The sequence below is a fragment of the Kribbella antibiotica genome (assembly GCF_004349055.1).
Classification (GTDB): domain Bacteria; phylum Actinomycetota; class Actinomycetes; order Propionibacteriales; family Kribbellaceae; genus Kribbella; species Kribbella antibiotica.
On sequence record NZ_SMKX01000001.1, the window covers coordinates 139,257 to 151,373 of the forward strand.

Consider the following 12,117-nt stretch of genomic DNA (forward strand, 5'->3'; position numbering starts at 1 on the left):
ACGCTGTAGGCCACCGGCTGCTAAACGTCACCCCGCACCTGGTCGGCGAAGGCCACGGGGTCCGAGGGCAGGTCGTCGCCCCGCCAGGCGACATGGCCGTCGGGGCGGACCAGTACGAAGGAACGTTCGTAGAGCTTGGCAACCTCTCCATCGCCAATTTGCTGGATCGTCAGCGGCACGCCGCGCTCGGCGAACGCGCGTTCAATTCCCGCGAGTCCGTCGTGTGCGGCGGATTGCAGCAGGACGAACCCGTGCCCGAACAGGTCGAGCGTGGAAGTGGCGGCATCCCACCAAGCGTGCGCGGCGCGGTAGCCGGGCTCGCTGCCCGGGCGCCAGTTGGCGTCCGGCATGCCCTCGCGGAGCGGGACGTCGGCGTCCTCGATGATCAAGGGGGAGCGGTAGCGCAGGCCGAAGTGGATCTCTGGCGCGTCGAACTCGCGTGTCGCGCCGCTGTTCGCGAGTCGCTCAGCCATTTCCGCCCGCGCCTTTTCACCCTCAGGGCTGTTGAGGTGGAGCTCGATCGGCACCTGCCTGCGCATCGTGCGTTGTAGGTTCACGTTGGCCTCGTTCAGGCTCTCCACAGCGACCGGCCTGCGCTCGGTGTCATAGGTGTCGAGTAGTTGGGGCCCAGCCCAGCCGTCCAGCGTGGCGGCCAGTTTCCAGCCCAGGTCGGCGGCGTCGGCGATCCCGGTGTTGAGCCCGAAGCCGCCGGAGGGTGACAGCGTGTGCGCGGCATCTCCGGCGAGGAAGACGCGCCCGGCCCGGTACCGATCAGCCACTCGGTGGGTGAGATGCCACGCGCCGTCGCTCAGCAGTTCCACCGGGGTGTCGAAGGCGAGGGCGTCGCCGATCAACGACAGCGCGTCGATCCGGTCGGCGCCGTTGGCGTCATCCACGCCGACGACCAGGTTGTACAGGTCGCTGCCGTTCAGCGAGCGCAGAGGAAAGCGCAACGTGGACGACAGCATCAGGAAGTACACGAGGGCCACGCGGTCGCCGAGGCGCTCCTTGAGCTCGGGGGCGCGGAAGAGGATGTTGCGGAAGACCTGCGGACGGTGGCGAGCCGGGGCTTCGATCCCGCACGCCTGGCGGATGGGAGAGGAAGCGCCGTCACAAGCGACCAGGAACCGGGCCCGGACGGTACGGGTCGTACCGGTGGTGTGGTCGGTGAGGGTGGCATCGACGTGGTCGGCGGCCTGCTGCACCTGGTCGACTGTGGTCCGGAGCCGGAGCGGACCTTTCGGGTGGACGCCGATGGCCTGGATCAGCACCGGGTTCAGCCAGTGCGCCGGACAGATCTGGTCAGGCTCGGGCGTGTGCGCGAAGGCCGGGCGGTGCTCAGCCGTGCCTCGCCGGTACCGGTAGACCTCGTGGCCGCCGACCTGGGTCACCCAGGCGATGTCCAGTGGATGGTCGGCCGGCCAGCCGGCGGTGCGGATGGCGTCCGCGACCCCCCAGCGGCGGAACAGCTCCATCGAGCGCGGACCGATCGTGCTGACCTTGGGATGCCGGACCGTGCCGTCACCGGCATCGACCACCAGGCAGTCGATCCCGCGGTGCCTCAGATCCAGAGCCAGCGCTATTCCGACCGGGCCGCCGCCCACGATCAGTACGTCGGCCGACTGACCGGGTTGCGTCATCTCGTCCACACTCTTTCCCTTCGTGATCTGACGATCGGCTGACGCGCCGGGAGGGCTCGCGGGCACTCCCGGCGGTTCAGCGACTCACGGACGTTCTGCGGAGGCGAGCAGGCAGCCGAAGTCGTCGACGCCGGCCAGGTCCGACGGCTGGAACGCCTCGTCGGGGAAGAAGTTGCTCTCGTCCATCGCCGCCGGGCGGTCCTCGGCCGTCGCCAGCTTCGCCAGCTCCTCGCCCAGGCGCAGCGTGGACTGCTCGGTGATGTCGAGCAGTTCGCGCACCCGCAGGCCGGACCGCTGGAGCAGGCCGACGTAGTCCTCGATGTCCGCCATCGTCGACATCAGGCCGCTGCAGAACTTGTCGATCCCCGGGTTGCGGGGCACCTTGCGGGGGAAGCGCTCGAACACGTCGGTCAGGACGAGCCGGCCGCCGGGCTTGAGAACCCGGCTGATCTCGGTGAGCACCTGCTGCCGGTCAGGCATGTGGCACAGCGACTCCAGTGCCATCACGGCCTCGAACGACGCGTCCTCGAACGGCAGCTTCATCGCGTCGCCGTGCTGGAAGACGGCCCGGTCGGTGAGCCCGGCGTCAGCGGCCAGCCGGTTGGCGGTCTTGATCTGCTCTTCGCTGATGCTGATGCCGGTGACCCGCGCACCGGTGGTGGCGACCACCCGCAGACCGGGACCGCCGACCCCGCAGCCGAGGTCGAGGACGTGGGCCGAGGCGTCCACCTTCAGCCGCTCGATGAACACGTCGGTGAGCCGGTCCATCGCCTCCTCGATCGTGGCCTCGGAGTCCGGGGTGTCCCAGTACCCGATGTGGACGTTGGGGTTGAAGCTTCCGTCGGTCATCGCGCTCAGCGTCAGCGCGTCGTACAGCTTGCCGACCTCTCCCGGTACGGGCAGGGTCTGGGTGGAGTCAGTCATGGCACAGCCTTTCGGATCGACAGCTAGCGGAGGAGTAGTCAGGCGTTCACGATTACAGTTGCATCAGGCAACTTTCCCTTCTCGATCTCCTGACACCGGGCGTAGTCCGGCAGCAGACCCTGCTCGGCCGCCTCGGCCAAGGTGACCGCCACCCCGTCGCGCTCGGACAGCAGCGGTTCGATATCGGTGGGGATCGGCAGGCCGAGGGCCGGGTCGAGGGCGAACAGCGCGAGTTCGTTCGCCGGCACATAGCTCTCGGAGAGCATGTACGACATGACGGTGTCGTCCTCGAGCGCCACGAACGCGTGTCCCACGCCGACGGGGAGGTAGCTGGCCCGATGATCCTGCTGGTCCATCAGGACGACGTCCCACTGACCGAACGTGGGGGAGCCGACCCTGATGTCGACCACGATGTCGAGGGCCTTTCCCCGAGCGCAGTAGACGTACTTCGCCGTACCGGGGGGCGTGGTGGTGAAGTGAATTCCCCGGACGACGCCCCGCGCGGACAGGCTGTGGTTGGTCTGCGCGACGGGGAAGAGCGGGCTGCCGTGCGCCTCGACGAACGACTGCTCCTGGTACGGCGAGATGAACAGGCCCCGGTCGTCGGGGAAGACACGAGGGGTGAACTCGAGGGCGCCCTCGACGCGGAGTTTGCGTGCTTTCATTTCTGCTCCCGGGGTTGGCGGTCGGTGGATTCAGAGGCTTGCGAGCACCTCACGCACGGCGTGGATGACCTTGTCCTGCAGGTCTTCGGACAGCGAGGGGTACATCGGCAGCGAGAAGATCTCGGTCGCCAGCGCCTCGGTGACCGGGAGCGATCCGGCGGCATAACCGAGATGGGCGAAGCCGGTCATGGTGTGCACCGGCCACGGATAGCTGATGTTCAGCTGGATGTCGTAGGCCTTGAGGCGCTCGATGATGTCGTCGCGCCGGGGATGACGGACGACGTACACGTAGTACACGTGGGAGTTGCCCGGGACCGTGCGCGGAAGTTCGAGTCCGGTACCGGCCAGGCCTTCCTCGTAGCGCTGCGCGACCGCCCAGCGGCCGGCCAGGTAGGTGTCGAGCCGGCCGAGCTTGCGCCGCAGGATCTCGGCCTGCATCTCGTCGAGCCGGCTGTTGTGGGCCGGTGTTTCCAGGGTGTAGTAGCGCTCGTCCATGCCGTAGTACCGCAGCCGCTGCAGGCGTTTCGCCACGGACTCGTCCGACGTGATGGTCGCGCCGCCGTCGCCGTACGCACCGAGGACCTTGGTCGGGTAGAAGGAGAACGCCGCCACCTCGCCGGTCGTGCCCGCGATCGTGTCGCCCTGTCGGGCTCCGTGCGCCTGGGCGCAGTCCTCCAGGATGGACAGCCCGTGCTGGTCGGCGAGCTCCTTCAGGGGTGCCATGTCCACGCACTGTCCGTACAGGTGCACGGGAAGAAGGCACTTGGTGCGTTCGGTGATCGCGGCGGCCACCTGGCTGGTGTCCATCAGGAAGTCGTCCGCGCGCACGTCGACGAAGACCGGGGTGGCGCCGGTACCGTCGATGGCGACCACGGTCGGCGCGGCCGTGTTCGACACCGTGATCACCTCGTCACCCGGTCCGACACCCAGCGCCTGCAGACCGAGCTTGATCGCGTTCGTCCCGTTGTCGACGCCGACGCAGTACCCCGCCCCGTGGTACGCGGCGAACTCCGTCTCGAAGCCGCGCACACTGGCGCCGAGCACGAGTTGCCCCGAGTTGAAGACCGTCTCGACGGCGTCCAGGAGGTCCAGCCGCTCGGCCTCGTACTCGGCCCGGTAGTCCCATACGTATGTGGTCATCTGCCAGCCTTTTCGTCGTGGACCAGGGCGGCGACAGTGCGTCGTACCCCGTCGGGAAGCGAGATCTCCGGGCTCCAGCCGGTGACCGACCGGAACGCGGAGGAGTCGATGGTCACGCTCCGAAAGTCCGTCGCGGGAGCGTGGGACGGCGGTTCCACGGAGACCACGGCGACCGGGCCCCGGCCGGTGAGATCCGACATGGTCCGGGCGACGAGCCGGAAGACGTCGCCGAGTTCGTCACCGCGGCCGGCGCCGATCAGCCAGTGGCCGCCCACCAGGGAGTCCGGGTGGTCGAGCGCCGCCGCGAAAGCCGCCGCGATGTCGTCGACGTGGACCAGGTCACGCCGTACGGTGCCGTCGTGCCACATGGTGAGCGTCTGGTCGGCGAGGGCCCGCCGTGCCATCGCGGACAGGAAGCCACGGTCGCCGGCACCGGGCGTCGCGCTCTCCCCGAACACCGTCGGCAGACGCAGGCTGATCCCGCGGATCCGGCCCTCGGCCGTGGCCTTCTTCAAGAGCTCCTCGGCCGTCAGCTTCTGCCGGTCGTAGGTGGTCCCGGGCTGGTCCTGTTCGCTGCCATCGAGTGGCTCCCGCGGCGGTACTCCGACCTGGGAGGCGGCTCCGCCGTACAGCACCAGTGGCGGTACGGCGCCCGACGGCAGTACATCGATGAGGTCGCGCATCACCCCGACGTTCACCAGCTCGGCAGCCGGCTCGTTCTCGGCTGCCCGCCAGCCGCCGTCCGCGAGCAGCAGGTGGACCACCACATCCGAGCCCGCGACCGCCTCGGTGAGCGCGGCCCGGTCGGTGAGATCGGCGCTCACAACGGTCATCTCGGCCTCGCCCGGAACGAGTTCGATCGGCCTGCGTGCCACTGCCCGCAGCCGGATCGGGCGATCCGCCAGAGCCCGGGTGACTGCCGAACCGACGAAGCCCGAGGCGCCCAGTACGGTGACCAACGGCCTGTCCGTCATCTCACGACCCCTTTCTGGTGGCCGGGCGACGGACGCGCGGCGATGGCGTTGAGACAAGCCAGCAGGGTGCGGGCCTCCACGTTGATGTAATGCCCGTGCCGGGTGAGAGCGCGGAGCTGGGCGGGGGTGGCCCAGGTGTAGCCGGGGAGCGCCTGGATGTCGTCGACGTCGACGTCGACTGCGACGTACCGGCTCATCGCGTTCAGGAAGCGCCCACCCTCCTCGGAATGGACTGCCTGGTAACGGATGCGGGACGGAGGAGCGCTGAGGACGGCGTCGAGAAAAGGCGGGCGGTCCGCTGCCTGCACGTGGGCGTAGTTGCCGGGTGTGCACTGGACGGTCGGGGCCAACTCGACCGTGTCCAGCAGGCCGCCCTCGGCGCGGGCCTGCACGAGGACGTGGGGCACGCCGTCGAACTCACGGACCAGGAACGCGGTCAGGCCGAGCCCGATGGGTTCGATCAACGGCTGCGTCCACCGGACCACTTCGCGATTGCTGCCCCGCACCGAGACGGCGACGACCTTGAAGTACCGGCCGTCCTCGTGCTCGATCGTGGCGGGCCCCTGCTTCCAGCCGCGCACGGAGGCCAGCGGGATGCGATGGGAGCGGATGTCGCGACCGGAGCGCTCGCCGGTGAACCAGGACAGCAGTTGGGTGTCGGAGTGCAGTGCGCTCGGTGCCGTGTCGCCGTACGGGATGCAGGACAGCACCGTCCTGGCGTTCATGTTGACCAGGTTGTCCTCGTGCAGCAGTTCGGCGATCTGGCCGAGGGTGAGCCAGCGGAGGTCGTCCGAGGCGGGGACGTCGTCGAAGGTCTCGACGATCATGTTGCGGTTGGACTTGCGGAAGAACCAGGAGCCCTGCTCCGACTGGAGAACGTCGACGATGACCCGGTCGCGATCGGGCCGGACGAAGTAGTCGATCAGCTTCACGGCCGTGCCGCCGTGGGCCTTGGTGTAGTTGCTGCGGGTGGCCTGCACGGTCGGTGAGAGCTGCAGCAGGTTCGGGTTGCCCGGCTCCATCTTCGCCTGCATCAGGAAGTGCAGTACCCCGTCGAACTCCTTGCCCAGGATGCCGAGGATGCCCACTTCGGGCTGCCGGATGACCGGCTGCTGCCAGTCCCGGCGCGGATGGGGGCCGAGCGGGATGTCGTGTTCCACCACGTGCATTCCCTCGACCGTGAAGAACTGCCCGCTGCTGTGCACGAGATTGCCCGTGCCGCCCTCGAAGCTCCACTCCTTCAGCTCCTCGAACGGGATCCGCGCCACGTCGAAGTCGTTGGCCAGCCGGCGTTCGGCCAGCCAGGCCTGGACGTCCTCGGTCCGGATGTGCGCCCCGCGAACGGTCGCGGCCGACAGGGCGAGCCGGTCGGCCTGGGCGTGATCCTCACGGGGCCGGACTGCGGTGGGCGACGACATCAGGTCCGCCGCGCCGTGATCAGCACGTAGCCGGCTTGCGGGTGCTGCCCGTACGCCGCCATCAGCTCGGCCGCCGCGGTCATCTGCTCCGCCGCGGGACCTTCGAGCGCAGCGGCGATTCCCCGGAAAGCGGCCGAAGCGTGACCGTAACTGGGACGGACCTGCTCGCTGATGTCCGTCAGCTCCAGCAGCTCCCAGCCTGCTTCGGCCAGGAAGGCGCGATGCTCGTCGGGTGTGTTGATCCTGGCGATCTCGTAGACGTCCAGCATGCCGTCCAGCAAGGCTTTGTCCTCGCCGGTGAATGGTTGCCGTTGGCATTGATCGGCGATGACCAGCAGTCCGCCGGGGCGGACGGTGCGATGGATCTCCGTCAGCGCGGCGACCTGATCGGCGATGTGCAGCAGGGATTCGATCGCGAAGGCCCCGTCGAACGAACCGTCTTCGAAGGGCAGCCCCAGCACATCCCCGAACTGGAAGGAGACCCGATCGTTGCCTTCCGCCCGCTCCGCGGCCGTCGCGACCTGCTGCGCGCTGACGGTCACACCGGTGACGCGCACGTCGTACGCTTCCGCGACGCGCAGCGCCGGGACGCCGATACCGCAGCCCACGTCCAGCAGGTGCTGCCCTGACTGGAGGGTGAGCTGCCCGGCGACGAGATCGGTGAGGCGGTCGGTGGCCTCGGTGATCGGGACGTCGAGGTCGTCGTCCCAGTACCCGACGTGAATATTGCCGCCCATGGCATCCGCCGCGCCGGCATCGCCGAACTGGTCGTAGGTCTCACCGACGGCGTCTGAGGTGGTACCGGACTGCTGCGTCATGATTGCCTTCCTTCGGTGCGGTCGGACAGGGTGAGAACGAGGCGGGCCGGCCCGTGGAAGACCATGTCGTCGGCGTACTCGACCTGTTGATCGCCACCACCCAGACCAGGGATGCCGTGCAGCAGGGCGCTGAGGCCGATCTCGGCTTCGGCGCGGGCCAGCGTCGCGCCGAGGCAGTAGTGGATGCCCAGCCCGAAGCCAAGCTGACGGTCCGCAGGACGGTGGATGTCCAGTACGTCGGGTTGCGGGAAGCGCGCTGGGTCCCGGTTCGCCGAGCCCAGCAAGGCGACCACGCGGCTGCCGCGAGGCACCTCGCAATCACCGAGGAGGCTGTCCTGGTACGCCCACCGCGTCACCGCCTGCACCGGCGCGTCGTACCGCAGGAACTCCTCGGCCGCCGCGGGCATCAGTTCGGGTGCGCCGCGCAGTTCGTCGAGGACCAATGGGTGGGCGCGCAAAGCCAGCACCGCCTTGGCCAGCAGGTTGGTGGTGGTCTCGTGCCCGGCGGTGAGGAGGTGGACACAGGTGCCCACGATCCCGTCCACACTCAGTGGCGCACCACCGTCCCGGGCCCGGATGAGGAGCGTCAGCAGGTCTTCGCGAGCATCCCCGCGCCGCTGGTCCACCTCCCGCCGGAAGTACCTGGTGAACTCCTGGGCGGCTGCCTCGGCCCGCGCGTACCCGTTCGCGCCTTGGCGAGCTCGGGTCGTGCTGGCTTCTTGGAGGGCCACCGCGTTGGCGCGCAGCCATTCCTGGTCCTCCGCCGGAATGCCGAGCAGCTCGGAGATGACGAGGATGGGGAACGGCGCCGCGAAACCCTCGACAAGGTCGGCCTGCCGGCGCTGCCCGAGCCGGGCGACGAGCTCGTCCGCGAGCTGCCTGATGCGAGGCCGCAGCCCGGCCACCACCGACGGAGAGAACTCGGCGTTGAGCTGGGAGCGCAGCTCGGTGTGGCGCGGCGGGTCCATGAAGACCAGCCAGTTCCCGATGATGGACCGCAGGGCCTGCTGTTCGGCGGGAATCGGGCCGGACACCGCGGTGGCGTCACCCGAGGCCACCGCGGAATCCCGGCCGAACAGTCGGTTGGACAGCACCCGGACGACCTCTTCGTAGGAGAACACGAAGAACGTGTCCGGCCCGCCCGTGCCTGATGCCTCGCGATGCACCGGCGCGACCTCCCGGTAGCGCTGGTACACCGGGTAGGGGTTGGCGATGTCCGTCTTGTCCCAGCCCTTCAAGTCGAACCGCGGCAGCGTCGCGGATGACATGCGGTCTCCTTCGGTCGGCAGTGTGGGGTTCGTGTCTCGCCGGACGGGTTCAGTCGGACGGGTCAGTCGGGCGGCGGCCGGAACTGGTCGGCGTAGAACGCGGCCATCTCGCCCACCCGGGCGGGCACCAGCGGGCATTTGCCGCAGGCCGCCGCGAGGTGGTCCAGGCGCAATGCGATGGCGCGCCTGGCCACGTCCGGACGGGCGATGGCCGCGGGGACCTCGGTCAGCTCGAAGGACGGTCCGGCCGTCGTACCGCGTCGTCCCGAGGGCATGGTGACCAGCAGCTCCGCCAGCGGGCGCATCACCCCGGTCATCATGTCGATCGCGGCGTTCATCAGGGCGGACCGCCGCAGACTCGCGTCCGGACTCTCGCCGAAGTGCTGGACCATCAGCTGCAACGCCAGGAAGTAGCCGTGGTTGAACAGCTCCATGACCTCCCGGGCGTCAGGATCGCTGACCGTCGCCATCGCGGCGTTTCCCTGCCCGAGGGTCGGATTGCGGACGACGGGATAGGCCGGACTCCAGCGTTCGCCGCCAGGCCGCGGGGCCGGTGCGGTGCGGAGCAGCTCGCCGATCCGCAGGAACGACGCGTAGTGCGAGTCCTCGGCGGCCTCCGGGTCGAGCACCCCGCCCTCGCCCTGCTCGGTGATGATGTCGATCGCGAACAACGCGCTGGAGAGGTCGTCGACTTCGAGCTGGTAGTCGGGGTGGTGCCGGTTGACCGACTCCCGCAGGAAGAGGTGGTGCTCTCCGCCGCCCCGGCCCTTCGCCACCAAGAAGAGCTCCGGGACGCGGTGCAGGCCTTCCCGGATATCGCCGTACAGCTCACTCAACGAGGCATAGGGATGATCGTCCTGGTACGTCGTCGCCGCGTCACCTCGCCGTACGTCGCCGACGAGGTCGTCCGGCCGCTCGATCAGCGTGAACCGCTCGATACTGCCCGGGCTCAACTTCTCCAGGGAGAAGTCCAGCGGCACCGGCAGCTCGTGGTTGATGGTGCCGAAGTCGACCCGCGGGACGTGGAAGGGCTCGCCCATCGCGGTCAGGATGTTGTTGACCAGGAGGTAGTGGATCATCTCCTCGCGGGCGATGTTCAGCAGCATGCTGCGGATGCCCTCGTCGAGGGTCTCGCCGCCGTCGCCGCAGGCAAGCTGGAGCTGCTCGGACGTCCAGATGCCCCGCCGGACGTACTCCAGACCGGCGCCGTGCGTGGGGACCGAATAGGCCGCGTAGAGGTACTGCAGCATGACCGCCAGTTCGACCGTGGCGGCCTCACGCAGTACCTGAACCAGTTGGCCGCGGGTGGTGATCCGGTTGCTTCGCCGGGCGGCTGCCGGCACCGTCAGCAGAACCTCGTCCGGTACCTGCTGGGCCCGCAGGTACTTCAGCAGGAGCTGCGCCTTGGGCTCGGAAAGGTCCCGCGTCGGCGGCATGTAATAGGTCTTCGCCTTGTTCCGCGGATCGCACATCTGCCAGATCAGCTTCGCGTAGGTCTCCACCTTGCACCGGTCCGCCAGGCTGAAGACCTCCGCCTTCATGAACGAGTACAGGTGCTCGTAGAACGCGAAGATCTCCTGGTAGACAAGGTCGAACGTCACCTCGTCCTGGCTGATCCCGGCCAGTCGCCAGTCGTCCGGAAGCACCCGGACCGACAGGTACCCGGCGCCGGACCAGTAGCCGAGCGCGTCGTCTTCGTCGTACCCGATGGCCGCTGAGCCGGCCAGGTCCACGTCGCACGGCAGGTCTTCGGCGCCGGTGGACAGCAGGACGCGCGTCGTACCGGCTGCCGCGCCGCGCAGGGTGAACCACCCGCGGCCCGCGTCATCCGTGGTCAGGTCACAGGCGTTCGACCAGTTGCCCTGCCGATCCGTGCGCAGCCCGACGATGTCGACGTCGGAACACCGCGCCTCGGGCGAGCTCGCAGCCGGGTCGCGTGGGATCGCTCGAAGATTGAAGAACTGCCGTACGCCGATCCGGCCGACCGCGCCGGGACGACCCCGCACGAAAGACCGCACGAGTACGTCGACATCGTGGTCCCCGTCACTCGGGTCTCGCGGATGCTCCAGCAAGAGGCACGCGTCATCGACCTGAACGTTGAGCTCCTTCTCGCGAAGCTGCGTCACCGGGCCATCGGCGCCGATCGCCACCAGGCGCAGAGCCTCGTCGGCAGCGGCGTTCGCCGGGATCTCGCTGGGGACGGTCACGAGGCCACCGGTCAGAACGAATCGCTCTCCGAGGTACGCCTCCCGGGCCACCCGGGCCACGAGCCGGTCGCTGTCGGCCGTCCGCAGTTCGAGATCGCCTACGTCGACTGGTTCAGTACCGGCCGAGGGCACCGCGGTGATCATGTTGAGGGTGACGTGGTCGTCGGTCAGCTCGACGGAGATGTTGTGTAAACCACCGGTTGTGCGGCTGTCCGGGACGAGCAAGCGGCCCGCCGGGTAGGTCCGCAGCTCGTTTGGTCGCCAGGGTGCAATGGTCCCGTGCAGCTGCCACTGGCTCCGCTGGTCAGGTGCTTGTGGAGCGGCCAGATGGCTGAGCGCGAACTGGACGACCAAGCCGCCGGCCCCAATGGAGGCCACCGCGGCCTGGAGTTGCTGCACGGCCGGGGAAGCAGTTGCCCCGTCGAGCCAAGTCAGTTCGTCGTCCTCCGTGACGACGAACTGGTAGACCACAGACCGGCCCAGCCGCTTGGCCAGCCAGTGATCGCCGAGGTCGCCGCCGTGACCGGCGTTGTGCCACCTCGGGGGATGGAGACCGTTGACGGCTCCGGTGGCCATGGACCCGATGTCGTGGGAGCGGCCGTCGCGCCCGAAGCAGAACTGTCCGACCATCAACGCCGTGGTCCAGTCGGAGGACGGATCGACGTCGAAGACCCGAGCCCGGTTGACCGTGGTGGCGAGGTACTCGTTGTAGTGCCCCCACATGTCCACACTGCGCCCGACCACCGGGTCCACGGTGTCGATCTCACCCGCGCGGCCCTCGACACCGATGATCCGCGCATCGATCGCGAAGTGGCCATTGCCGGCGAAGTCCTCGCCCTTGGCCGCGCTGAACGCTCCGTCAGGGGCGGGCCTGCCCGTGCTGTCGTACGTCGGTCCCAGTTGGTCGAGGTAGTCGTGGTACTCGCTGGGCGGGCGATGGACGGGGAAGGGCTGTCCGTCCTCGGTGAGGGCCGTGTTCGTTGCCAGATCGACCAGACCGCTGCGTGGGCCGGTGGGCAGGTGTGTCATCGCCCCTCCGCGGAAGTGCAGCCGGGGCAGGTCA

At 68.7% G+C, this 12,117-nt stretch carries 9 protein-coding genes; all 9 read right to left on the reverse strand.

All coding sequences use genetic code 11. The features are described 5' to 3' along the window. Nucleotides 1-20: 20 nt before the first annotated feature. The 9 genes from E1263_RS00580 to E1263_RS00620 all read right to left on the reverse strand — a co-directional run bounded on the left by E1263_RS00580 (nt 21) and on the right by E1263_RS00620 (nt 12,083). Nucleotides 21-1,640 (reverse strand): FAD-dependent monooxygenase, encoded by a 1,620-nt coding sequence (locus tag E1263_RS00580; protein WP_132164124.1) that lies wholly within the window; start codon nt 1,638-1,640, stop codon nt 21-23. An 84-nt stretch (nt 1,641-1,724) separates the two neighbouring features. Next, complete coding sequence (locus E1263_RS00585; protein ID WP_132164130.1) at nt 1,725-2,564, reverse strand: SAM-dependent methyltransferase; 840 nt, start codon at nt 2,562-2,564, stop codon at nt 1,725-1,727. 38 nt (nt 2,565-2,602) lie between these two features. Next, nucleotides 2,603-3,229 (reverse strand): dTDP-4-dehydrorhamnose 3,5-epimerase family protein, encoded by a 627-nt coding sequence (locus E1263_RS00590; RefSeq protein ID WP_132164132.1) that lies wholly within the window; start codon nt 3,227-3,229, stop codon nt 2,603-2,605. Nucleotides 3,230-3,259: 30 nt separating this feature from the next. Further along, a complete protein-coding gene (locus E1263_RS00595) occupies nt 3,260-4,369 on the reverse strand; it encodes a DegT/DnrJ/EryC1/StrS family aminotransferase (RefSeq protein ID WP_132164134.1) in 1,110 nt (369 codons plus the stop codon). Continuing rightward, the gene (locus E1263_RS00600; RefSeq protein WP_132164136.1) at nt 4,366-5,343 is read right to left on the reverse strand and encodes an NAD-dependent epimerase/dehydratase family protein; all 978 of its coding nucleotides are present in this window, start codon (nt 5,341-5,343) and stop codon (nt 4,366-4,368) included. The genes E1263_RS00595 and E1263_RS00600 overlap by 4 nt, the downstream gene beginning before the upstream one ends. Beyond that, nucleotides 5,340-6,761: an NDP-hexose 2,3-dehydratase family protein gene (locus tag E1263_RS00605; protein WP_132164138.1), complete on the reverse strand. Its 1,422-nt coding sequence runs from the start codon at nt 6,759-6,761 to the stop codon at nt 5,340-5,342. Before E1263_RS00605 ends, E1263_RS00600 begins: the two co-directional genes overlap by 4 nt. Continuing rightward, on the reverse strand, nt 6,761-7,579 hold the full coding sequence (locus E1263_RS00610) for a class I SAM-dependent methyltransferase (protein WP_132164140.1): 819 nt from the start codon (nt 7,577-7,579) through the stop codon (nt 6,761-6,763). Before E1263_RS00610 ends, E1263_RS00605 begins: the two co-directional genes overlap by 1 nt. Next, on the reverse strand, nt 7,576-8,847 hold the full coding sequence (locus E1263_RS00615; RefSeq protein ID WP_132164142.1) for a cytochrome P450: 1,272 nt from the start codon (nt 8,845-8,847) through the stop codon (nt 7,576-7,578). The genes E1263_RS00610 and E1263_RS00615 overlap by 4 nt, the downstream gene beginning before the upstream one ends. 62 nt (nt 8,848-8,909) lie before the next feature. After that, nucleotides 8,910-12,083 (reverse strand): ferritin-like domain-containing protein, encoded by a 3,174-nt coding sequence (locus tag E1263_RS00620; protein WP_202868647.1) that lies wholly within the window; start codon nt 12,081-12,083, stop codon nt 8,910-8,912. Nucleotides 12,084-12,117 lie beyond the last annotated feature (34 nt).

What these genes read in the sequence shown, in the direction of transcription:
- E1263_RS00580 (WP_132164124.1), bottom strand. Translation starts at nt 1,640, where the DNA reads ATGACGCAACCCGGTCAGTCGGCCGACGTACTGATCGTGGGCGGCGGC.
- E1263_RS00610 (WP_132164140.1), bottom strand. Translation starts at nt 7,579, where the DNA reads ATGACGCAGCAGTCCGGTACCACCTCAGACGCCGTCGGTGAGACCTAC.
- E1263_RS00595 (WP_132164134.1), bottom strand. Translation starts at nt 4,369, where the DNA reads ATGACCACATACGTATGGGACTACCGGGCCGAGTACGAGGCCGAGCGG.
- E1263_RS00585 (WP_132164130.1), bottom strand. Translation starts at nt 2,564, where the DNA reads ATGACTGACTCCACCCAGACCCTGCCCGTACCGGGAGAGGTCGGCAAG.
- E1263_RS00615 (WP_132164142.1), bottom strand. Translation starts at nt 8,847, where the DNA reads ATGTCATCCGCGACGCTGCCGCGGTTCGACTTGAAGGGCTGGGACAAG.
- E1263_RS00605 (WP_132164138.1), bottom strand. Translation starts at nt 6,761, where the DNA reads ATGTCGTCGCCCACCGCAGTCCGGCCCCGTGAGGATCACGCCCAGGCC.
- E1263_RS00590 (WP_132164132.1), bottom strand. Translation starts at nt 3,229, where the DNA reads ATGAAAGCACGCAAACTCCGCGTCGAGGGCGCCCTCGAGTTCACCCCT.
- E1263_RS00600 (WP_132164136.1), bottom strand. Translation starts at nt 5,343, where the DNA reads ATGACGGACAGGCCGTTGGTCACCGTACTGGGCGCCTCGGGCTTCGTC.
- E1263_RS00620 (WP_202868647.1), bottom strand. Translation starts at nt 12,083, where the DNA reads ATGACACACCTGCCCACCGGCCCACGCAGCGGTCTGGTCGATCTGGCA.